Here is a 22,314-nt window from a genome sequence, read left to right on the forward strand (position 1 = left end):
TGCCTTGTCCTGGGTGGGGTGCCAATGGTCTGGAACGGGTTGTGTTACCCGGGGTTACGTCGGTGCCCGGGCGGGTGCCCTTTCAGGCCGCCGGGTGCGGGCCGACGTTCACGACCTCGCCGATCACGATGACCGCCGGGGGCTTCACCTCCTCCGCGCGGACCACCTCCGCCACGGTGGCGAGGGTGGCGTCGACCCGGCGTTGAGCGGCCGTCGTGCCCTCCTGGACGAGGGCGACGGGGGTGTCCGGGGACTTGCCGTGGGCGACGAGCGTCTCGGCGATCTTCCCGATCTTGTCGACGCCCATGAGGACGACGAGGGTCCCGGTGAGCTTCGCGAGGGACGGCCAGTCGGCCAGCGAGCGCTCGTCGTCCGGTGCGACATGGCCGCTGACCACGGTGAACTCGTGCGCGACTCCCCGGTGGGTGACCGGGATGCCCGCGGCGGACGGTACCGAGATCGAGCTGGAGATACCGGGCACGACCGTGCAGGGGATCCCTGCCTCGGCGAGCGCCTGGACCTCCTCCATGCCCCGGCCGAACACGTAGGGGTCGCCGCCCTTCAGCCGTACGACCGACTTGCCCTGCTTGGCGTGCTCGATCAGGGCGTTGTTGATGGCCTCCTGGGCCATGTAGCGGCCGTACGGGATCTTCGCCGCGTCGATCACCTCGACGTGCGGCGGGAGTTCGGCGAGGAGGTCGCGGGGGCCGAGGCGGTCGGCGATGACGACGTCGGCCTCCGCGAGCAGGCGGCGGCCGCGGACCGTGATCAGGTCGGGGTCGCCGGGGCCGCCGCCGACCAGGGCGACGCCGGGGGTGCGGGTGCGGTGGTGCGGAGCGACGAGGGTGCCGTCGCGGAGGCCCTCGACGACCGCGTCCCTGATGGCGGCCGTGTGGCGGGGGTCGCGGCCGCGTGCGTCGGTGGTGAGGACGGCCACCGTGACGCCCTCGCTGTGGCCGGTCGCCGGGGTCCAGGCGGTGGCCTGGTCGGCGTCGTCGGAGCGCACGCACCAGACGCGGTGGCGCTCCGCCTCGGCGGAGGCGGCGGTGTTGGCGGCGGGGTCGCTGGTGGCGATGAGGGCGTACCAGGCGTCGGTGAGGTCGCCGTCCTGGTACGGCCGCCTGGTCCAGGTGATCTCGCCGGTGTCCGCCATCGCCTCGACCGAGGGGGTCGCCTCGGGCGATACGAGGGTGATCTCGGCGCCCGCCGCGATGAGGGCCGGGAGACGGCGCTGGGCCACCTGGCCGCCGCCGAGGACGACCACCTTGCGGCCGGTGAGGCGGAGGCCTACGGGGTAGGCGGGGTGTTCTGCCATGAGGTGCGGCTCCTCTTGAGGCGGCGGTGCGATAGCCCTGACGTGGGCATTTTAAGCGGGGCGGGGTTTCGGCGGGCCAGGTGTCCGGTGGCTGGGCGTTGCCTGCCGGGTGCATGGCTGTGGGTGGTTGCGCCCACCCGTTCCGCCCTGCGGAACGACTGCCCACAACCACCAGCCCCGTATTACGAGGAAGCCGGAACCTCAGTCCCTTACTTCTCCGTCACGCCCGCCGAGTCGAACGTGGCCACCTCGTGCATGGCCCTGGCCGTGCTCTGGACCAGCGGAAGGGCCAGCAGGGCGCCGGTGCCCTCGCCCAGGCGGAGGTCGAGGTCGACCAGGGGGCGCAGGCCCAGCTTGTTGAGGGCTGCCACGTGGCCCGGTTCCGCGCTGCGGTGGCCGGCGATGCAGGCGGCGAGGACCTCGGGGGCGATGGCGCGGGCCACCAGGGCGGCGGCGCCGGCGCTGACGCCGTCCAGGATCACCGGGGTGCGCAGGGAGGCGCCGCCCAGCAACAGGCCCACCATCGCGGCGTGTTCGAAGCCGCCGACGGCCGCGAGGACACCGATCGGGTCGGCCGGGTCCGGCTGGTGGAGTTCCAGGGCGCGGCGGACGACCTCGGTCTTGCGGGCGAGGGTCTCGTCGTTGATGCCGGTGCCGCGGCCGGTGACCTCGGAGGGGTCGGCGCCGGTGAAGACGGAGATGAGGGCGGCGGACGCCGTCGTGTTCGCGATGCCCATCTCGCCGGTCAGCAGCGCCTTGTTGCCGGCGGCCACCAGGTCGCGGGCGGTCTCGATGCCGACCTCGATGGCCTGCTTGGCCTCCTCGCGGGTCATCGCGGGACCGGTCGTCATGTCGGACGTGCCGGCACGGACCTTGCGGGGCAGCAGCCCGGGCGTGGCCGGGAGATCGGTCGCCACGCCGACGTCCACCACGCACACCTCGGCGCCCACCTGGCCGGCGAACGCGTTGCAGACCGCTCCCCCGCCGAGGAAGTTGGCCACCATCTGGGCGGTGACCTCCTGCGGCCAGGGGGTGACGCCCTGGGCGTGCACCCCGTGGTCGCCGGCGAAGATCGCGACGGCCGCGGGCTCCGGGATCGGCGGCGGGCACTGCCGGGACAGGCCCGACAGCTGGGCGGAGATGATCTCCAGCATGCCGAGCGCGCCGGCGGGCTTGGTCATCCGCTTCTGGCGCTCCCAGGCCTCGCCGAGCGCCTTGGCGTCCAGCGGGCGGACGCTGGCGACGGTCTCGGCGAGCAGGTCGTGCGGGTCCTCGCCGGGCAGCGCGCGGCGGCCGTACGTCTCCTCGTGGACGACCCAGGACAGCGGGCGGCGCTTGGACCAGCCGGCCTGCATCAGCTCGGGCTCGTCCGGGAACTCGTCGACGTAGCCGACGCAGAGGTAGGCGATGACTTCGAGGTGCTCGGGCAGCCCGAGCGCGCGGACCATCTCGCGCTCGTCGAAGAAGCTGACCCAGCCGACGCCGAGGCCCTCGGCGCGGGCGGCGAGCCAGAGGTTCTCGACGGCGAGGGCGGCGGAGTAGGGCGCCATCTGCGGCTGGGTGTGCCGGCCGAGGGTGTGGCGGCCGCCGCGGGTGGGGTCGGCGGTGACGACGATGTTGACCGGGGTGTCGAGGATGGCCTCGATCTTCAGTTCCTTGAACTGCTTCGCGCGGCCCTTGGGAAGGGACTTGGCGTAGGCGTCGCGCTGGCGCATGGCCAGTTCGTGCATCGAGCGGCGGGTGTCGGCCGAGCGGATGACGACGAAGTCCCAGGGCTGGGAGTGGCCGACGGAGGGCGCGGTGTGGGCGGCCTCCAGGACGCGCAGCAGCACCTCGTGCGGGATGGGGTCGCTGCGGAAGCCGTTGCGGATGTCACGGCGTTCGCGCATGACCTTGAGGACGGCCTCGCGCTCGGCGTCGTCGTAGGCGGGCGCGGCCGGGCCGGTGGACTGTCGTGCTTCTGCCACGGGGGCCGTGCTCTCTTCCTGGTCGGCGGCCCTGGTGTCCAGGTCCTCCGCTTGCTGTACGACATCGGGGTGGGGCTCCGCCACGGGTCCGGGCTCGGCCTCGCGGGGGGCGGGGACGGTCGCGGCCTGTTCCGGCGCCGGCTCGCCCTGGTCCTGCGCGGGGAAGACCAGGGGGTGCGGCGGGGTCGGGGCGAGGTGCGGGGTGGTCGGCACCTGGCCGTCCACGGCGACGAACTCGCCGAGGGGCTGGTCCGGCACCGGCTCCACCGGGACGGCCGCGGCCTGCGGCTCCGGGGTCACCGGGGTCTCCTCGGGCGGGGGGCCCTGCGTCTGCGGGCCGGCGAGGGGCACCTCCACCTGCGGGACGGGCTGCGCATCGGCCGGGGGTACGACGACCTCGGCGGCGGCCTCGGCGCCCACCGGCTCCGGGGCGAACGGCACGGGTTCCGCGGCCTCCTGGGCCACGGCAGCGACGGGCTCCGGCGCCTGCGGGGCCTCGGCGACGGGCTCGGGGGCCGGCGGGGCGGACTCCTCGATGACGGCCTCCTCGGACGGCACCGGCGCGGGCGGTGCCGCCACCACCGGCTGGACTGGCTCGGCCACGACGGCCTCCGGGGCCGGAACCGGCGCTGCCGCCACGGTCTCCGGGGCCGGAACGGGCTCAACGGCCTGCTCGGGTACGACCGGCTCCTCGGCCTGCGGCTCCGGCTCGGCCGACTCGACCGGCGGGACCGGCAGGACGGACTGCGGCGGCTCGGTCACGACGGCCTCGGCGGCCACGGCGGCCACGGACACGGCCTCGGTGACCGGCTCCGGAGCGACGGGCTCCGCGAGCTGACCGGTCTCCTCCACGACGGCCACGGCCACGGCCACGGCCACGGGCACGGCCACGGGCACGGCCTCGGGCGCGACGGGCTCAGCGGCAGCCGCCCCGTCGCCGGGCACCTGCACGGGTACCGGCGCCTGCACCGGGTCGTGACCGTGCGGAGCCTGCGGAATCGGGGGGACGAGCGTGGCCGGTACCGGTTCCGGTGCGGCCACGGCCTGCGGTGCCACCGGCTCGGCGACGGGAACCGGAACGCTCCCGTCGGCCGGCTGGGCCGCGCCCGCCGCCATCGGCTGCTCCACCGCCACACCCACGACGCCCGCCTCCGTGGCAAGCCGGGCGAGAGTCGCGTGGGCGATGCCGGACGGGTCGGGAGTCGGGACCTGCGGGCCCACCGCGAACTCCGGCACCAGAACGGCGGGAGCCGCCGGGACGGCGGGGGCGGGCGGCGCGGCAGGAGCGGCGAGAGCAGTGGAGGACACGGTCTCCGCCACTGGAACAACCGTTTCGGCAGCCGGGGCCGGTACGCCCACCTGTGCCACCGGAGCGGCCTGCGGGACGGCTTGCGGGACCGCCTGCGGGGCACCCCAGGGCGCGGCGGACTGCGGTACGGCCTCGCGCAGCGGCTGGGCGTCGAGGTACTCGGGGCCGCCGGAGGCCGGCGGGCCCGGCTGCCGTACCGGTGCGCCCGCCGGGCCGCGGTCGGCCAGGGAACGGACCGGGCTGGTGGAGGTGTCCGGGATCGGCGGCCCGAGATGGAGCGGGCGGCGCGGGGCCGGGGCGGCGGCCGGGTCGTGCGGCACCGAGAGGATCGGGGACGCGGGGACCGAGCTGGGCAGCCGGACGCCGGTGAGGTCGACCGAGCCGCTGTCGCGGCCCGCCGTCTCGTGCGGGCCGGGCTCGTGGACGGTCTCCACGACCGGTTCCGGTGCCGGCGGCGGCACTTCGTTGCCCCAGGCGCCCTGGGCGCCGGGGAGCAGCAGCTCTTCGTCCTCGGCGGGCGACTCGGAGAGGTAGGTGTACGCGCCGTGCGCGGGAACGCCCGGCTGTTCCACCATGCCTGCGCTCTCCGGCAGTCCCTCGCCCGGGACCTGGCCGGTGTCCGTCATGCGTACCCCTCGCCCATCGGTTAGTGCCTTCTACGACCAGCTCACCCGGGGCGGCGCACCGACCGCCCCACAGTGAAGAACGAGCGTGCGTGCCCAGCGGCACGAACGACCCGCCGGAAAAGGCGACAAAGCCATTCAGTGGCATTGTCCCGGCCGTTCGACCGTCGCGACAGCGTGATCCGCGACAGCCCGCTGTGGACTGCGCCACGTTGCGCGTCCCCGGTTCTGCCGTACCACACCCGTCCCAAAAGGGGCGTGTTTTCCGGACATTGACGAACGAATTTCCGGGCCACCGGTGCGGTGCAGCGATCGGCCAGCCTACCGCGCGCAGTATGACAACAGGATCACGGGGCGCGCTCGGGGAGAACACCGCTGAGCAGGAACGCGACGTTCCGCTCGGTCTCCGTCCACGCCCTGGTGTCGAGTTCGACGGACTGCAGCAGGGCGCATTCGACGTCGTAGCCGTGCTCGGTCAGGTCGCGGCCGATGAGTTCGGCCGCGTCCCGGGTGGCGGCGTGGGTGACGATGCGCTGCGGGCGGCGGTCGGCGACCGCGGTGACGACGGCCGCTCCCCCGCCGCCGACCCGGACCACGTCGGGTTCGGGCAGGTTCTCCAGTACGTGGGGCGCGCCGCCGTGCACGATCTGGAGCTGGACGCCGAACTTCCGGGCGGCCGTCTCGCTGCGCACACAGGCCGTCAGGTCCCGGTCGACGGCGATGACGGCGGCCCCGGCGCGCGCGGCCTCGGTGGCGAACGCCCCGCTGCCGCAGCCGATGTCCCAGACGAGGTCGCCGACCCGGGGCCCCAGCCTGGCGAGTTGGGCGGCCCGGAGCAGATCCGTTTCCCCTTCGCCGAGCGCGGCTCCGTCGCCGTACTCCGTGTCGGGCTGCACCCAGCCGCGCGGGCCGACCGACGGGTCCCGGCCGGCGATCCAGCCGCCGCCCTCGGCCGCCGTCACCGGACCGGCCGGTCCGCCGATGACGATGACGACGTTGGGGTCGCGCCAGGCGCGGTCGGCGGCCTTGTCGGAGGTGACGATGTGCACCTGCTCGCGGTCGGTGCCCAGTTCCTCGCAGACGACGAAGGTGCGGTGGACGCCCTCCAGCAGCAGGCCGAGTTCGGCCGGTCCGGCGCCGGGTGAGGTGAGGACGGCGACCTTGGTGTGGGCGCGGCACACATTCACCGCGCGTCGCAGGGTGCGCCGGTGTGCCACGACCACCTGTGCGTCGTCCCAGGGCATGCCGGCGCGGGCGAAGGCGGCGGCCACCGAGGAGACGGCGGGGACGACCTCGACCTCCAGGCCGAACTCGGGCGCGCGCAGGGTCCGTACGACACCGAAGAAGCCGGGGTCGCCGTCGGCGAGCACCACGGCGGTGCCGCGGTGGCCGGCGATGCGGCGGGCGGCGAGGGCGACGCTGCCGAGGCGGATGCGTTCGGCGCGGGGCGGCACCTCGGGCAGGGCGAGATGATGGGCGGCGCCCGCGACGAGGGTGGCGGCGCCCAGGGCGCCGCGGGCTGCCGCGGTCAGGGGCGAGCCGTCCCAGCCGATCACCGTGACCCGGTCGGCCATCGTCGTCAGTCTCCAGGGTTTTCGCAGGCCGTCAGGGTCGGGGCCCAGGGGGCGGGCTCCGTGAGAGTACCTGGTGGAGGTGTCCGGAACGCGGCGGGCGAGTCCCGTCGCGTCAGTTCCAGGAGGTGAACCCGCCGCTCTCGGCGAGTTCCTCGCCCGCGCCGTCCAGGTCCTCGGGCAGCAGGCTCCACACGATGTAGTCGGTGCGCGCGTCCACCCAGGTGCCGTCCTCGGTGCGGACGTGGACTATGCAGGCGTTGCGCAGCACGCCCTCGCTGATACAGCCGATCTTCTGGGCGACCTGCTGCGAGGCGGTGTTGTCGGCGGCGGTGCGGACCTCGATGCGTTCCAGCTTCTGGTCGCCGAAGAGCCACTGCGCGGTGGCGAGCGCGGCCTCGGAGGCGTAGCCCTCGCCGCGGGCCCAGGGGGCGACGATGTACGACAACTCGGTCGAGCGGACGTGCCAGTTGGTCTTGGCGAGCTGGATGATGCCGACCAGCCGCTGGGTCAGGAACTCGGTGACCGCGAGGTCGAGTCCCCGGCCGGCGATGCGTTCGGCGGGCGCGTACTCGGCGATCCAGCGCCGGGCGCCGTCCTCGGTGAACGGCTGCGGTACGTCGGTCCAGGCCCCGACCTGCTCGTCGTTCATCATCTCGGCCAGGGCGGGCACGTCGTCCTCGTCGAGGGGACGCAGCACCAACCGCTCCGTGCTGATGGAGATGTTGGGGAAGGTGCTAGTCATGCGCCGCTCCGTAACCTTCGGAAATCCTTCCGGGCCCAGACCTCATGGACCCGCGAACTGCCCAGCATGCAGCATGAAACCACCGAACCGCACGACGGGGTCCACCCGTGGTGACCGAGTGGACCCCGTGCGTGGCGATACGCCGTATACGTGCCGTCAGAAGGACGCGATGACCGAGCCCTGGTACTTGTCCTCGATGAACTTCTTGACCTCGGGCGAGGTGAGGAGCTTCGCGAGCTTCTTGACGCGCGGGTCCTTCTCGTTGCCCTTCTTCACCGCGAGGAAGTTGCCGTAGGGGCTGTTCTTCGCGGACTCCAGGACGAGGGCGTCCTTGGCGGGCTTGATGCCGGCCGAGATGGCGTAGTTGCCGTTGATCACCGCGGCGTCCACGTCGTCCAGGGAGCGCGCGGTCTGGGCCGCCTCGACCTCCTTGAACTGGAGGTTCTTCGGGTTCTTCGCGATGTCCTGCGGGGTCGCCTCGCTGCCGGCGCCGTCCTTGAGGGTGATGAGGCCGTTGGCGGCGAGCAGCTTGAGGGCACGCGCCTCGTTCACGGCGTCGTTGGGGACGGCGATCGTCGCACCGCTCTTCAGCGCGTCGGCGCTCTTCACCTTGTGGGAGTAGAGGCCGAGCGGCTCCAGGTGCACCGTGACGACCGGCACGATGTGGGTGCCGCGCTTCTTGTTGAAGTCGTCCAGGTACGGCTGGTTCTGGAAGTAGTTGGCGTCCACCGAGCCGTCCTCGGTCGCCGTGTTGGGCGTGATGTAGTCCGTGAACTCCTTGACCTCCAGGTCGAGTCCGGCCTTCTTCGCCAGGTTGTCCTTGACGTAGTCCAGGATCTCGGCGTGCGGGGTCGGGCTCGCGGCGACGACCAGCGGGCCGCTGTAGTCGGCGGAGCCGGAGGCGGAGTCCTTGCCGGAGCCGCAGGCGGTCAGCCCGAAGGTGAGGGCTCCGGCGGCGAGGACGGCGGTGGTGAGCTTGGCGGTGTTACGCACGAAAAGTGCCTTTCCTTAAGGGTGGAGCGACCCCGCGAGGGGTGGTGCGGGGAGAACAGGGGTGGGCTCAGCCGGTCTTGCCGGTGGCCGCCGACGCCTTCAGCAGGCGCAGCTTCGGCGCAGGGCCCGACGTGCCGCCGCGGCGGTGCAGCGAGCGCGCGGCGTAGTCGCCGGCGAACTGGATGACCGAGATGACGACGGCGAGGATGGCCACCGTGATCCACATCAGTTCGGTCTCGAAGCGCTGGTAGCCGTAGCGGATGGCGATGTCGCCGAGGCCGCCGGCACCGACCGTGCCGGCCATGGCGGAGTAGCCGATGAGCGCGACGACCGTGGTCGTGGTGGAGGAGATGAGCGAGGGCAGCGACTCGGGGACGAGGACCTTGCGGACGACGGTCCAGGTGTTGCCGCCCATCGACTGCACGGCTTCGACGAGCCCGCCGTCCACTTCGCGGACAGCCGTCTCGACGAGGCGCGCGAAGAAGGGGATGGCGCCGATGGCGAGCGGCACGATGGCGGCCTCACGGCCGATGGTCGTCCCGGTGATCCAGCGGGTGAAGCTCATCAGCGCCACCATCAGGATGATGAACGGCATCGAGCGGGCGATGTTCACGATCTGCCCGATGACCTTGTTGGCCAGTACGTTCTGCAGCAGGCCGCCGCGGTCGGTGAGGACGAGCAGGACACCGAGCGGGAGTCCGGCGACCACGGCGATCACCGTGGACCAGCCGACCATGTAGAGGGTGTCCCAACACGCCTGGGACAGCAGCGGCTGCATCTCGGACCAGCTCACTTGGCACCTTCCTTCACCAGCGCGGGCTCCTGGCCCAGGACGTCGATCTGCAGGCCCTGTTCACGCAGGAACCCGATGGGCACCACGTTGTCCTCGTAGCGGCCGGGGAGTTCGATGCGCATCCGGCCGATCTGCAGGCCGCCGACGGTGTCGATGGCCGCGCCGAGGATCGATATGTCGATGTTGTAGGTGCGGGAGAGCTGGGAGATGACCGGCTGGGTGGCGGCCTCGCCGTGGAAGGTGACGTCGAGGACGGTGCGGTCCGCGCCGGAGGCCTCGCCGCCGACCGGGAAGAGCGCGGCGGCCAGCTCGGAGCCCGGGGTCGCGAGCAGCTCGCTGACGGTCCCGTGCTCGACGATGCGCCCCTTCTCCATGAGGGCGGCCGAGTCGCAGATGGTCTTCACGACGTCCATCTCGTGCGTGATGAGCAGGACGGTGAGGCCCAGCTGCCGGTTCAGGTCGCGCAGCAGCTGGAGGATGGAGCGGGTGGTCTCCGGGTCGAGGGCGCTGGTGGCCTCGTCGGAGAGCAGCACCTTGGGGTCGCCGGCGAGGGCGCGGGCGATGCCGACACGCTGCTTCTGGCCGCCGGAGAGCTGGGCCGGGTAGGCCTTCGCCTTGTCGGCGAGACCGACGAGGTCGAGCAGCTCCAGGGCCTTGCGGGAACGTTCCTTCCCAGAGGTGCCGAGGATTTCGAGCGGCAGCTCGACGTTGTCCTGGACGGTCCGGGAGGACAGCAGGTTGAAGTGCTGGAAGACCATGCCGATCCGGCTGCGCGCCTGGCGCAGTTCCTTGCCGGCCCGGGGGCCGCGTCCGGCGAGGGCGGTGAGGTCCCGTCCGTCGACCGTCACGGTGCCGGCGGTGGGGCGCTCCAGCAGGTTGACGCAGCGGATGAGCGAGGACTTGCCGGCGCCGGACTGGCCGATGACGCCGTACACCTCGCCCTCGCGGACGTGCAGATCGACGCCGTCGAGGGCGGTGACCTCGCGGCCGCGCGAGCGGTAGACCTTGGTCAGGCCCGTTGTGGTGATCACGTGGGTTTCCGTCACTGTCGAGTGCGCGGGCGTGGGTGTGCCCGGGCGCACGGATGCGTTCGTTCAGGGACGCGGCACGGTTCTCGCGAAGGCGCTGAACCGGGGAGAACATGTGCGCGGGGGCGGCTTGTGTCACATACACGCGTCGTGGCGTCGTACGGACATGCCACCTGTCTCGCTTCGGGGCGCGAGCTCTGGGGTGGTGCGGGGGCCCTCTAGAAGGCGCACATTCGACACATACAACGAGCACCGGGCGTCATGGTCGCCTCGGTCGCAGGGGTGCGGTCGCTCGTCGTGGTCATGCGATCAGTAAACCAGACCTACGGTCCTGACAGGCCGCCGCTGTCCGCATCCTGGACAGCCGCGGACACCCGTCAGCGGCGTCCGGAGATCTCGACGCCGTGGTCGGTGACCAGCACGGACAAGGCCGACAGGTTCTCGACGACGAGGTCGGCGCGCAGCTCCTCGGCGCGGTGGGTTGTGGCCAACGCCACGGTGGTCATCCCGGCGGCGCGGCCCGCCCGGAGCCCGGCGGGGGCGTCCTCGAAGACCACGCAGCGGGCCGGGTCGACGCCCAGCTGACGGGCGGCGAGGAGGTAGGGCTCGGGGTCGGGCTTGCCCCGGGTGATGTCGTCGGCGGCGATCAGGGTCTTCGGCCGTATCCCGACCGCCTCCAGACGGGCCTCGGCCAGCCGACGGGTGGCCGAGGTCACGACGGCCCAGCGGTCGGCGGGCAGTGAGTCGAGGAGGGCGGCGGTACCGGGGAGCAGCTGGACGCCGCCGCCCGGGACGTCGTCCACTTCGAGCTGTTCGACGCGGGCCACGGCCTCCGCGACCAGGTGGGCGGGGAGCAGGTCGGCGACGATCTCGACGGCGGGGCGGCCGTGCAGTTCGACGCGGGCGAAGTCCTCCGGGGTGATGCCGTACTCGGCGGCCCAGAGGGTCCAGCAGCGGTCCACGGAGTCGAGGGAGGAGACCAGGGTGCCGTCGTTGTCGAAGAGCAGGGCTTGTGCGTGGATCGTCTGGATCATCATGGTCTAGACCCTACGGCGTACGGCGGGGGCGACGGCATCGGGCCGTTTCGGCCGTAATAAGGTCACGGCATGCTCAATGCCCTGCTGACGGTGACCGGAGTCGCCGCGCTGCTGCTCGCCGCGTGGTGCGGGTGGGCCGCGTACCGGGACCAGCCGACGAAGGACTGGCACTTCATCGGGATGGCCGTGGTGTCGGTGCTGGCGTTGGTCCAGCTGGTGGCCGGGATCGTGCTGCTGGCGCGGGGCGAGAAGCCGGACCAGGGGACGACGATCTTCGTGGCGTATCTGCTGGGGGCGTTCGCGTGTGTACCGGCGGCGGGGTTCATGTCGCTCGCCGAGCGGACCCGGTGGGGATCGGTGACGGTCGCCGCGGGTGGTGTGGTGCTGGCCGTGCTGGAGGTGCGGCTCTATGACATCTGGGGAGCGTGAGATGACCACCGCGGAGGAGAAGCCGAAGCGGCTGACGAGCGGGCCGGGGACGCTGCTGGTCTGGTTCTACGGGGTGATGGTCGTCGGGGCGGTGTCGCGGTCCGCGTACCAGATCGCGACCGAGTTCGACCGGGCGCCGCTGGCGTACGCGTTGTCGGCGGTCGCGGGGGTGGTGTACGGGTTCATCACGTACACGTTGGTGCGGGGCGGCGAGACGGCTCGGCGGGTGGCGCAGGTGTGCTGCGCGGCCGAGCTCGCGGGGGTGTTGATCGTGGGGACGTGGACCCTCGTCGACTCCTCCGCGTTCCCGGACGCGACCGTGTGGTCGGATTACGGGATGGGGTATGTGTTCATTCCCGTGCTGTTGCCGATTTCTGCTTTGTACTGGTTGCGGAAGGGCGCACAGGGGGCGGCGGGCTGAGGAAGGTGCGCGACTGCCGGTGCGTTGTGGCTGGTCGCGCCCACGCGGCGGCAGCCGCAAATCAAACACAGCCCCGCGCCCCTGACGGGGCGCTACTCAGGCCGTAGTTGCATAAGTACTGGCCGGCTTCTCCAGGACGATCATCGGGACGCCGTCCGCGCCCTTCGACGTGCCTACCGTTTCGTAGCCGACGCGGCGGTACAGCCTCAGGTTGCCCTCGCTGCGGTGGCCGGTGAAGAGGCGGAACTTCTTGGCGCCTCGTTCCCCTTCGAGGGCCGCCTCGGCGGCGCGGAGCAGGCGGGCGCCGATGCCGTGGCCCTGGAGGCGGGGATGGACGCAGAGCTTGCCGATGGCGGCGGCGCCGTCCTCGGTGACCGAGCCGCGGACCGAGCCGACGACCTCCTCGCCGAGCCGGGCGACGAAGACGCAGTCGGTGGCGAGCTCCTGACGGACCGAGTCGAGGCTCTGGACGAGCGGATCGATGCGGTAGTTGCCGTACAGCGCCGCCTCGCTCTGGAAGCACAGGTACTGGAGCCTGAAGATCTGCTCTGCATCCTGCTCGGTCGCCACCGAGATGGTCACGCTCATGCCCATGTGCGCACGCCTCCCGCTCACCTGATCGCCTGTCGTTCTCACTCCTATCCCCGCACTTCGCGGGACGCAACCTCCGGCGTCAACAATCGGCGCAGACATCCCAGACATCTGGAACGTTCCGGTCCCAGACTGCCCTGTGAGATACCCAACTCCCCCGCGATCTCCCGGTAGGTGAGGTCCTTCGGGGAGAGCAGGGCCTGGAGCAGGCGGGGGCAGCGGCCGGGGAGCCGGGCGACCGCCTCCCGCAGGGCCCGGTGGCCGGCGGTGGTGAGGACGCGCTGTTCGGGGGTGGGGGTGGTGGTGTCGGCGGGTTCGGTGCCGTAGGGGCGTTCGAGGCGGGTGGTACGGCGGGTGCGGCGGGACTCGGCGCGGACGGCCCGGCGCAGCCAGTCCTCGGGGGCGCTCGGCGGACCGTGGGTCTGCAGGCGTTCCAGGAGGCGGAGCCAGACGGTCTGCTCCAGGTCGCCGGGGTCGCTTCCCGAGGCGTGCGCCTCGGCGGAGGCCTCCGCGGTGAGCAGCGGGCGCAGCGCGGTGACCAGGTCGTACGTCATATGCGGAACGACGCGGCCGCCCCGGGGCAGGTTGCCGGGGCGGCCGGGAGACACCCCGAACGGGGTGCGGGGGCTCAGCCGTTGACGAAGTCGGCGCGGGCCAGGACGGCGGTGTCGGCGTTGTCCGAGAAGACACCGTCGATGCCGGTGGCGAAGTACGTCTTGAAAACGCCGAAGGGGTCGCCGTAGGCGTCCACGTCGGTGCCCTTGCGGAAGGCCGGCGGCAGGAAGGGGTTCTCGTTGCGCATGGTGTAGGGGTGCAGGATCAGGCCCACCTTGTGCGCGTCCGCGACCAGCGTGCTCGGCGTGGTGAAGTTGCCGCTCGCGTCCTTCGGGATGATCAGGTCCAGGGTCGGGCCGATGCCCTGCGCGTAGCCGGCTATCTCGCGGAGGCCCTTGGGCGTGATCAGGTCGGCGACGGTGCGCGGGTCACCGGTGGCGACGAAGTCGTAGGGCTGGGTGGTCGCGCCGGAGAGCAGGACCACCAGCGGGTTGTCGACCAGCGTGTTCAGGCGCTGGATGCTGGTGGGCTCGAAGGACTGCAGGATGACCGGCGAGTTCCGCTTGTCCTTGCCGTACTTGCGCAGCAGCTTGGCGACCCGCTCCTCCAGGCCGAGGCCGAGCCGGCGGAAGTAGGTGGGGTGCTTGGTCTCGGGGTAGATCCAGACCTGCTTGCCGCGCTTGCGGGTCTGCTCGTCCTGCCACTTGAGGACTTCCTCGAAGGTGGGGATCTCCCAGCGGCCGTTGTAGAGCGTGTTGTGCGGGCGGTTGGCCGGGATGCGCTCGACGGCGCGCAGCGTCTTCAGCTCGGCGAGCGTGAAGTCCTCGGTGAACCAGCCGGTGGTGGGGACGCCGTCCAGCGTCTTGGTGGTCTTGCGGTCGGCGAACTCGGGGTGGTCGGCGACGTTCGTGGTGCCGCCGATCTCCGGCTCGTGCCGGCAGACCAGGTGACCGTCCTTGGTGGGGACCAGGTCGCCGGCCTCGACGATGTCGGCGCCGAGGTCGAGAGCCAGGTTGTACGAGCCGAAGGTGTGCTCCGGGCGGTAGCCGCTGGCGCCGCGGTGGCCGATGATCGTCGGCTTGGGGAGGCTCTTCAGGCCGCCGTTGCCGTAGCCGGCCTGCTTGGCCTCGGCGGCCCTCGCGGCACCGGGCAGTCCGAGGACCGCGCCGCCGGCGCCGAGGACCGCGGCGCCGAGCAGCGCCCGCCGTCCGGTCGTGCCGTTCAGTGACGTCCGCTCGTTCGAGTCGTGCGTGTCCATGAGCGCTCTCCTGACCTTCACCCTTTGATGCCGGCTGATCGTAGGGGTGCCGACGTGACCGAAGGGAGACCACCGACCCAACGGTCGGGTGACGCCGTATGGCTGATGGACGGCGAGTGATGACGGACCGTCGGCGACCTCGGTCACATCGTCGCGAGCTCGTTACGAACCGTCTTCTGCGCGCCACCGCAGGTAAACCAGCGTCAACAGTGCGTAAGACCTCGGTGAACCGGCCGTACCCGATGTGCGCTTCCCACACAGCCGCGAGTAATGTCCTCACCTGCACAGACTCATACCGCCCCTCGACATCGGAGGACCCGTTGTCCCGCTTCGCGCTCATCAAGGCAGTGCTCGGACCGATCATGCGCCTGATGTTCCGCCCCCAGGTGGAGGGCGTGGAGCACATCCCGGGGGACGGTCCGGTCATCCTCGCCGGCAACCATCTGACCTTCATCGACTCGATCGTGCTGCCGCTGGTCACCAAGCGGCAGGTGTTCTTCATCGGCAAGGACGAGTACGTCACCGGGAAAGGCCTCAAGGGGCGCCTGATGGCCTGGTTCTTCACCGGCGTCGGCATGATCCCGGTGGACCGGGACGGCGCGAACGGCGGTGTCGCGGCGCTGATGACCGGGCGGCGGATCCTGGAGGAGGGCAAGATCTTCGGGATCTACCCGGAGGGCACCCGCTCCCCCGACGGCCGGCTGTACCGGGGCCGTACCGGCATCGCGCGGCTGACGCTGATGACCGGCGCGCCGGTGGTCCCCTTCGCGATGATCGGCACGGACAAGCTGCAGCCGGGCGGCGCGGGCATCCCGCGGCCCGGCAAGGTCACCGTCCGGTTCGGCGAGGCCATGGAGTTCTCCCGTTACGAGGGGATGGACCGGGACCGCTATGTGCTGCGGGCCGTGACCGACTCGGTGATGGCCGAGGTCATGCGGCTGTCCGGGCAGGAGTACGTGGACATGTACGCCACGAAGGCGAAGGCCGCCTGACACACACTCTTTCGGCGCAAGGGCACGGGCCTGTGGTCCGTGCCCTTCTGTCTGCCATCCGCCTGATATCCGCCTCGGTGCGCCTGCCGTCCGCCTGGCGGTGGAATCTGGCCCGACACTTCGATCATTCCTCCGTATTTACCGGCCATATGAGCACACAGCATGTCTTATTCAGACATGCAGAAACCTTCTCGGCGTACCCTGCTCCGTGCTCCGTTCGCTGCCGCAGGCGCGGGGCTTCTGGCGTCCTGTTCCGACTCCGGCTCAGAACCCCGCTCCGGCCCACAGCACACGGCCGGCACCGGAGCGTTCGTACCCCAGGGGCCCCGGGGGTTCGTCAACCCGTCGGACCCGGAGGTTCTCGCGGCCGAGCGGAAGCGGGGGTCCGGGCCGGTCCGCATGGTCGGTTTCACGGCCGCGCCGAGCATGCTGGACCTGGGCGGACGGTCGGTGCACAGCTGGGCGTACAACGAGTCGGTGCCGGGTCCGCTGGTGCGGGTCACCGCCGGTGACGTGCTCAGCCTGACCGTCAAGAACCGGCTGCCCGAGAAGACCACACTGCACGCCCACGGGGTGCGGCTGCGCTGCGACATGGACGGTGCCCCGGACCTGACACAGCCCCCCATCGAGGCGGGGACGGATTTCATCTACCGCTTCGTCGCCGCCCACCCGGGCACGTATCTGTTCCACTCCCACGTCGGCATGCAGCCCGACCGTGCCCTGTACGCGCCGTTCATCGTCGACGACCCGAGGGAGCCCCTCTCCTACGACAAGGAGTGGATCCTCGTCCTGGACGACTGGGTGGACGGCATCGACGGCTCCAACCCCGAGCAGGTGATCCAGCAGCTCAAGCCGGGCGGCTCCATGGGCATGGACATGGGGGGAATGGGCATGGGTCCCGGCCGCGGCAGCCCGAGCCCGCACGGATCGAAGCACGCGTCCATGGCTCCGTCGAAGTCCAAGGCCGCGCTGGGTCCCGACCGGGTGCTGCGCGACTCCCACAGCAGCATGCTGCACGGGGAGGGCGGCAATGTCGCCTACCCGCACTACCTGGCGAACGGGCGGCTGCGCACCGACCCGTCCGTCTTCCGCTGCAAGCCGGGCGACCGGATCCGGATCCGCATCATCAACGCGGGCTCCGAGACCGCCTTCCGGGTCGCGCTCGGCGGCCACGACATGACCGTCACCCACACCGACGGCTATCCCGTGAAGCACCAGCGGACGGACGCCCTGCTGGTCGGCATGGCCGAGCGGTACGACGTGCTCGTCACCGCAAAGGACGGCGTCTTCCCGTTCGTCGCGCTGGCCGAGGGCAAGCCGGGCAAGGCGCTCGCGCTGCTCCGGACCGACAAGGGAAGAAACCTTCCGGCGCCGGATGTCCGCCCGAGCGAACTGGACCGGGAGTGCGTGCCGGCGCGGCGGCTGGTGCCGGCCGAGTCCGTCGCCATGGACGAGCGCAAGCCCGACCGGGACCTGCGGATCAGGATCACGGGCACGATGAAGAAGTACGACTGGGGGTTCGACCACACGCCGTACGACGTACGGCAGCGGCATGCCGTGCGGGCCGGTGAGCGGGTGCGGCTGACGCTCATCAACGCGACGGACATGTGGCATCCGATGCATCTGCACGGGCATACGTTCGCGGTGACCGGGCTGAACTCGGAGGGGGCGCGGAAGGACACGACGATCGTGTTGCCGCATCGGAAGCTGGTGCTGGACTTCGATGCGGACAATCCGGGGTTGTGGATGCTGCACTGTCACAACCAGTACCACTCGGAGAGCGGGATGATGACGGTGCTGGGTTATAAGAAGTGATGTCCTGAGGGGTTCGGTGGTCTTTCGGGGGCGGGTGCGTTGGGGCTGGTCGCGCCCGCGCGGCGGTAGCCGCACATCGGATTCAGCCCCGCGCCCCTTACGGGGCGCTCTCCAGCCGTTGGTTGCGCAGCAGGAACCACGCTGCCACCGCCGTGGCCAGGAGTACCGCGGCGCCGGCGCCGGAGGCCAGGTGGAGGCCGTGGGTGAAGGAGTCGCGGGCCGCTGCCAGCATCTCCGTCGCCGTGGGCGTCGGCATGGTCTTCGATGCCTCCAGGGCCGCGCCCAGGGATTCGTGGGCGGCGGCCGGGGTGCCCGGCGGGGCCGTGAAGTCGCGGTAGACGCCCATGACGATCGAGCCGAGCAGGGCGATGCCCAGGGCCGCGCCGAGCTCGTACGCCGTCTCGGAGACCGCCGAGGCGGCGCCCGCCTGGTCCTTGGGGACGCTGGAGAGGATGACGTCCGCGGTGACCGTGAAGGAGAAGCCCGCGCCGACGCCGACCACCAGGAGGGCGGCGCCGAGGATCGGGTAGCCGGTGGACTGGGAGAGGGTGGTCAGCGCCGCGAGGGCCACGCCGACGGCCGCCAGGCCGCCGGAGACCACCGCCCGGACCGAGTAGCGGCGGGCCGCCCGGCCGGCCACCAGCCCCGCCGCCACCGCGCCCACGGCGGCCGGGAGTTCGGCCAGGCCCGCCTCGAACGGGGGCCTGCCCTGCACCAGTTGCAGGTACTGCGAGAGGAAGAACACCAGGCCGGACATGCCGAGCACGGTCAGCAGGTCGGCCAGGACCGCCCCGCTGAAGCCGCGCCCGCGGAACAGGCGCATGTCCAACAGGGGCTTGGGCATGGTGAGCTGACGGCGGACGAACCCGTAGAGGGCGGCGGCGCCGAGCAGGGCGGCGGCCGCGGTCACCGCGGTGAGGCCGTGGGCGGCGGCCTCCTTCACCGCGTAGACGACCGCGATCATGCCGACCAGCGACAGGACGACGCTGATCAGGTCCCAGGGGCCGGGGTCCGGGTTGCGGGACTCGGGGAGCGTCCTGATGCCGACGAGGACCAGGACCACCATCACCGGCAGGTTGATGAGGAAGACCGAACCCCACCAGAAGTGTTCGAGCAGGAAACCGCCCACGATCGGGCCGACGGCCGTACCGGCGGAGGCGGTGGCGCCCCAGATGCCGACGGCGAGGCTGCGCTCGCGCGGGTCGTGGAAGAGGTTGCGGATCAGGGCGAGGGTGGCGGGCATCAGGGTCGCGCCCGCGACGCCCAGCAGGGCGCGGGCCGCGATCATCATGCCGGGGGTCGTCGCATAGGCGTTCAGGACGGATATCGCGCCGAACGCCGCCGCGCCGACGAGCAGGATCCGCTTGCGGCCGATGCGGTCGCCGAGGCTGCCCATGGAGACCAGCAGACCGGCGATGACGAACGAGTAGACGTCACCGATCCAGAGCAGCTGGGTGCCGGTGGGCTGGAGGTCTTCGCTGATGTAGGGGGTCGCGAGGCCGAGGACGGTCGCGTCGACGGCCACCAGCAGCACGGCCAGCACGAGGACGGAGAGCGCGAGCCAGCGGCCCGGACGCTTCTCCTCCGCCTCCGCGACATGCGCCGGCTGCAGGGTGCTGCTCATGATTCCTCTCTTCTTCGTGCGCCGCCGAGCAGCAGCTCGACGATCATGTAGGTGAAGTCCTTGGGGGCGACGCGGCCTTCGGAGACCGCCCAGGCGCCGGAGGCCAGCAGGCCGAACAGCGCCTCGGTGAGCCAGGCGGGCGTGAGGTCGATACGGAACTCGCCGCCGCGCTGGCCGCGCCGGAAGAGCGCCGCGATGCGGTCGTCGATCCGGCTCCAGCCCTCGTTCTGCCCGTCGCCCTCGAAGAGCTGGTTCTCGGTGTAGAGGAAGGCCAGCAGGGCGGCGGCCGGTTCGATCTCGCGGACCAGGCGGTGCACGGCGTCGACCGCCGGGCCCTCGTCCAGCCGGGCCGCGTCCAGGGCCGCCTCGCACTCCTCGATACCGAGCGCCTCCAGCGCGCGGACGAGCGCGTCCCGCCCGGCGAAGTGCCGGTGCAGGGTGGCCCGGCTGATCCCGGCGGCCTTGGCGACCTCGTCCATGGTCGCGGTGGATCTGCGGGTCAGCAGGGCGGCCGCGCTGCGGAGGACGTGGTCACGGTCGAGGGCCATGAGACAAGAGTAGCCCATGTGAGACATCTTTGTCTCACGGTGGGCATGTGTGATGCAGGGGGGGGTGGGTCAGGTCCGGTTTCGGGTCAGGTCCGGTTTCGGGTCAGTGCCAGGGCAGGCTGCCGCGGCGCTCCCAGTAGGTCCGCGGGTCCTCGGCCAGGGTGGCCAGGCGGGTCAGCTGGTCCTCGTCGAGGTCGACCGCGGCCGCGTGCAGGTTGGAGGCGAGCTGGGTGAGGGTCGCCGCGCCGGAGAGGACGACGCCGGCCCAGGGCCGGCAGAGGACGACGGCGAGGGCGACGGCGTCGCAGCCCAGGCCGGTCTGCTCGGCCACGGTCCGCAGGGCGTCGGGGGCGTGCGGGGCGGCCAGCCGGCCGTTGGCCATCCCCTCCTTCACGATCACCGTCAGTCCGGCGTCGTGCGCCTCGGCGAGGGCGGGGCCCGCCGACGTCTCCAGGGCGTTGTACGTCGACTGGACGGTACGGAAGAGGGGCTCGCCGTCGACCGTGATCGCGAGGGCGGCGCGGATCGCGTCCGCCTGGGCGGGGCCGCTGGTGGAGAAGCCGAGGGTGAGGCCGGTCGCCGCCGCTTCGGCGAGGCGGGCGTGGAGTTCCTTGTCGGTGAGGGCGGGGCTGTCCGGGGTCACCGAGTGGATCTGGTAGAGGTCCAGGCGGTCGCCGAGGAGTGCGGCGGACTCGGCGCGCTGACGGTCGTAGGTCGCGAGGCTGTGGTCCTTGACCTCGTGCTTCTCGGCGTCCGTGGTCCAGTCGGCGGTGTAGGTGTAGCCCCACTTGCTGCCGACGACCACGTCGGTGAGGTCGGGGTGGGCGGTCAGCCAGTCGGCGAGGAACTCCTCGGAGCGGCCGTAGGAGCGGGCCACGTCGAAGTAGCGGACGCCCTGGGCGTAGGCGGCGTCGAGGAGTTCGTGGGTGCGGGTGCGGAGGGCCTCTACGGTGCGGTTCTCTCCGAGGTCCTCGTCGCGGTCGAGGTTGATGTAGCCGGGGCGGCCGACCGCGGCGAGGCCGAGGCCGATGTGGCAGGTGGGGGTTGTCGCTGTTGCCAGTCGGGCGAAGGGCATCGCGGGTTCCGTTTCGGTCGGCTGCGTCGGTCTGTCGACCAACGTAACCCGCGATGACCTTTGGTTCGCCGTTCAGCTCGGGGGGTTCGGTGCGTCTGCGGGTACGGGTGCGTTGTGGTTGATCGCGCAGTTCCTCCCCCAGCCTTCGGCCGGGGGTGCCCCCAGCGCCCCTGACGGGGCGCTGCACTCAGGCCTGCTTCTTGGCTTCCGCCCACTCGTGCTGCTGTGCCACGTTGGTCTTGACCTCCGCCAGTTGGATCGCCACCGCGCTCGGCGCCGTGCCGCCCCTGCCGTTGCGGGAGGCGAGGGCGCCGGGGACGTTGAGGACGGAGCGGACCTCGGGGGTCAGGTGGGCGGAGATCTTGGCGAACTGGTCGTCGGTCAGCTGGTCGAGTTCCTTGTTCTCGGCCTCTGCCGCCTTGACGCACTCGCCGGCCACCTCGTGGGCCACGCGGAACGGGACGCCCTGCTTGACCAGCCACTCGGCGATGTCGGTGGCGAGGGAGAAGCCGGCCGGGGCCAGTTCCTCCATGCGCTCGCGGTGGACGGTGAGGGTGGCCATCATGCCGGTGAAGGCGGGGAGCAGGACCTCCAGCTGGTCGCAGGAGTCGAAGACCGGCTCCTTGTCCTCCTGGAGGTCGCGGTTGTAGGCGAGCGGGAGGGCCTTGAGGGTGGCCATGAGGCCGGTCAGGTTGCCGATCAGGCGGCCGGACTTGCCGCGGGCCAGCTCCGCGATGTCGGGGTTCTTCTTCTGCGGCATGATCGACGAGCCGGTGGAGAACGCGTCGTGCAGGGTCACGAAGGAGAACTCCTTCGTGTTCCAGATGATGACCTCCTCCGCGATCCGGGAGAGGTTCACGCCGATCATCGCGGTGATGAAGGCGAACTCGGCGACGAAGTCGCGGGAGGCCGTGCCGTCGATGGAGTTCGCGGAGCTGCCGTGCTCGAAGCCGAGGTCCTTCGCCACCGCCTCCGGGTCCAGGCCGAGGGAGGAGCCCGCGAGGGCGCCGGAGCCGTACGGGGAGACGGCCGTGCGCTCGTCCCACTGGCGCAGCCGCTCGGCGTCCCGGGACAGGGACTGGACGTGGGCCAGGACGTGGTGGGCGAAGAGGACCGGCTGGGCGTGCTGGAGGTGGGTGCGGCCGGGCATCGCCACGTCCGGGTGGGCCTCCGCCAGGCCGACCAGGGCGTCCTGGAGGTCGGCGATCAGGCCGCCGATGATGCGGGCGTGGTCCCGGAGGTACATCCGGAAGAGGGTGGCGACCTGGTCGTTGCGGGAGCGGCCGGCGCGGAGCTTGCCGCCGAGGTCGGGGCCGAGGCGCTCCAGGAGGCCGCGCTCCAGGGCGGTGTGGACGTCCTCGTCGGCGATCGTGCCCACGAAGGAGCCGTCGGCGACGTCGGCTTCGAGCCGGTCGAGGCCGGCGATCATGCGGGTCAGTTCGTCCTCGGTGAGCAGCCCGGCCTTGTGCAGCACGCGCGCGTGGGCACGCGAACCGGCGATGTCGTAGGGCGCCAGCCGCCAGTCGAAGTGGACGGACGCGGACAGCTTCGCCAGGGCCTCGGCGGGACCGTCGGCGAAACGGCCGCCCCAGAGCCGAACGTCACCGCTGTTGCTGCTCACTTGC

General features: G+C 71.6%; 19 protein-coding genes. 4 read left to right on the forward strand and 15 right to left on the reverse strand.

The annotated features are described in order from the left end of the window. Positions 1-82: 82 nt before the first annotated feature. From cobA to ACIPSJ_RS37930, 8 genes are all read right to left on the reverse strand, one after another. Positions 83-1,315 carry a uroporphyrinogen-III C-methyltransferase gene (gene cobA / locus ACIPSJ_RS37895; protein ID WP_359222686.1) on the reverse strand — a complete coding sequence of 411 codons (1,233 nt, stop codon included), beginning with the start codon at positions 1,313-1,315 and terminating at the stop codon, positions 83-85. 209 nt (positions 1,316-1,524) lie between these two features. Continuing rightward, positions 1,525-5,217 carry a nicotinate-nucleotide--dimethylbenzimidazole phosphoribosyltransferase gene (cobT, locus tag ACIPSJ_RS37900; RefSeq protein WP_401352728.1) on the reverse strand — a complete coding sequence of 1,231 codons (3,693 nt, stop codon included), beginning with the start codon at positions 5,215-5,217 and terminating at the stop codon, positions 1,525-1,527. Positions 5,218-5,561: 344 nt separating this feature from the next. Next, positions 5,562-6,788: a precorrin-6y C5,15-methyltransferase (decarboxylating) subunit CbiE gene (gene cbiE / locus ACIPSJ_RS37905; protein ID WP_401352730.1), complete on the reverse strand. Its 1,227-nt coding sequence runs from the start codon at positions 6,786-6,788 to the stop codon at positions 5,562-5,564. A gap of 112 nt (positions 6,789-6,900) precedes the next feature. Further along, positions 6,901-7,530 (reverse strand): GNAT family N-acetyltransferase, encoded by a 630-nt coding sequence (locus tag ACIPSJ_RS37910; protein ID WP_401352732.1) that lies wholly within the window; start codon positions 7,528-7,530, stop codon positions 6,901-6,903. A gap of 156 nt (positions 7,531-7,686) precedes the next feature. Continuing rightward, complete coding sequence (locus ACIPSJ_RS37915) at positions 7,687-8,523, reverse strand: MetQ/NlpA family ABC transporter substrate-binding protein (protein WP_401352734.1); 837 nt, start codon at positions 8,521-8,523, stop codon at positions 7,687-7,689. A gap of 67 nt (positions 8,524-8,590) precedes the next feature. Continuing rightward, positions 8,591-9,316, reverse strand: a complete 726-nt coding sequence (locus ACIPSJ_RS37920) for a methionine ABC transporter permease (RefSeq protein ID WP_401352736.1) — start codon at positions 9,314-9,316, stop codon at positions 8,591-8,593. Further along, entirely contained in the window at positions 9,313-10,347 is a 1,035-nt protein-coding gene (locus ACIPSJ_RS37925; protein ID WP_359222681.1) for an ATP-binding cassette domain-containing protein, read from the reverse strand. The genes ACIPSJ_RS37920 and ACIPSJ_RS37925 overlap by 4 nt, the downstream gene beginning before the upstream one ends. 374 nt (positions 10,348-10,721) lie before the next feature. After that, complete coding sequence (locus ACIPSJ_RS37930) at positions 10,722-11,381, reverse strand: HAD family hydrolase (RefSeq protein ID WP_401352739.1); 660 nt, start codon at positions 11,379-11,381, stop codon at positions 10,722-10,724. A 69-nt stretch (positions 11,382-11,450) separates the two neighbouring features. On the opposite strand from ACIPSJ_RS37930, the gene ACIPSJ_RS37935 reads away from it, so the two are divergent. Both ACIPSJ_RS37935 and ACIPSJ_RS37940 read left to right on the forward strand, forming a co-directional pair. After that, complete coding sequence (locus tag ACIPSJ_RS37935; protein WP_355711005.1) at positions 11,451-11,810, forward strand: hypothetical protein; 360 nt, start codon at positions 11,451-11,453, stop codon at positions 11,808-11,810. A gap of 1 nt (position 11,811) precedes the next feature. After that, positions 11,812-12,231, forward strand: coding sequence for a hypothetical protein (locus ACIPSJ_RS37940; protein ID WP_401352741.1), 420 nt, complete (start codon positions 11,812-11,814; stop codon positions 12,229-12,231). A 96-nt stretch (positions 12,232-12,327) separates the two neighbouring features. On the opposite strand, the gene ACIPSJ_RS37945 is transcribed toward ACIPSJ_RS37940, so the two are convergent. The 3 genes from ACIPSJ_RS37945 to ACIPSJ_RS37955 all read right to left on the reverse strand — a co-directional run bounded on the left by ACIPSJ_RS37945 (position 12,328) and on the right by ACIPSJ_RS37955 (position 14,635). Beyond that, the gene (locus tag ACIPSJ_RS37945) at positions 12,328-12,825 is read right to left on the reverse strand and encodes a GNAT family N-acetyltransferase (RefSeq protein ID WP_359222678.1); all 498 of its coding nucleotides are present in this window, start codon (positions 12,823-12,825) and stop codon (positions 12,328-12,330) included. A gap of 44 nt (positions 12,826-12,869) precedes the next feature. After that, positions 12,870-13,376 carry a sigma-70 family RNA polymerase sigma factor gene (locus ACIPSJ_RS37950; RefSeq protein ID WP_355711002.1) on the reverse strand — a complete coding sequence of 169 codons (507 nt, stop codon included), beginning with the start codon at positions 13,374-13,376 and terminating at the stop codon, positions 12,870-12,872. Positions 13,377-13,450: 74 nt separating this feature from the next. Continuing rightward, on the reverse strand, positions 13,451-14,635 hold the full coding sequence (locus tag ACIPSJ_RS37955) for a glycerophosphodiester phosphodiesterase (RefSeq protein ID WP_401352743.1): 1,185 nt from the start codon (positions 14,633-14,635) through the stop codon (positions 13,451-13,453). Between the two features lie 242 nt (positions 14,636-14,877). Here ACIPSJ_RS37955 and ACIPSJ_RS37960 point away from each other — a divergent pair, with 242 nt between their 5' ends. Both ACIPSJ_RS37960 and ACIPSJ_RS37965 read left to right on the forward strand, forming a co-directional pair. Further along, positions 14,878-15,627 carry a lysophospholipid acyltransferase family protein gene (locus ACIPSJ_RS37960; protein ID WP_359222719.1) on the forward strand — a complete coding sequence of 250 codons (750 nt, stop codon included), beginning with the start codon at positions 14,878-14,880 and terminating at the stop codon, positions 15,625-15,627. A 177-nt stretch (positions 15,628-15,804) separates the two neighbouring features. Continuing rightward, positions 15,805-17,442, forward strand: a complete 1,638-nt coding sequence (locus ACIPSJ_RS37965; protein ID WP_359222676.1) for a multicopper oxidase family protein — start codon at positions 15,805-15,807, stop codon at positions 17,440-17,442. Positions 17,443-17,539: 97 nt separating this feature from the next. Here the strand turns inward: ACIPSJ_RS37965 and ACIPSJ_RS37970 are convergent, their stop codons facing one another. The 4 genes from ACIPSJ_RS37970 to argH all read right to left on the reverse strand — a co-directional run bounded on the left by ACIPSJ_RS37970 (position 17,540) and on the right by argH (position 22,310). Further along, positions 17,540-19,066: an MFS transporter gene (locus tag ACIPSJ_RS37970; RefSeq protein ID WP_401352746.1), complete on the reverse strand. Its 1,527-nt coding sequence runs from the start codon at positions 19,064-19,066 to the stop codon at positions 17,540-17,542. Further along, a complete protein-coding gene (locus ACIPSJ_RS37975; RefSeq protein WP_401352748.1) occupies positions 19,063-19,614 on the reverse strand; it encodes a TetR/AcrR family transcriptional regulator in 552 nt (183 codons plus the stop codon). The genes ACIPSJ_RS37970 and ACIPSJ_RS37975 overlap by 4 nt, the downstream gene beginning before the upstream one ends. Before the next feature lie 103 nt (positions 19,615-19,717). Next, entirely contained in the window at positions 19,718-20,689 is a 972-nt protein-coding gene (locus ACIPSJ_RS37980) for an aldo/keto reductase (protein ID WP_401352750.1), read from the reverse strand. A gap of 187 nt (positions 20,690-20,876) precedes the next feature. Beyond that, positions 20,877-22,310 (reverse strand): argininosuccinate lyase, encoded by a 1,434-nt coding sequence (argH, locus tag ACIPSJ_RS37985; protein ID WP_359222672.1) that lies wholly within the window; start codon positions 22,308-22,310, stop codon positions 20,877-20,879. Positions 22,311-22,314 lie beyond the last annotated feature (4 nt).

It is taken from the genome of Streptomyces sp. NPDC090088 (genome assembly GCF_044747345.1).
GTDB lineage: Bacteria > Actinomycetota > Actinomycetes > Streptomycetales > Streptomycetaceae > Streptomyces.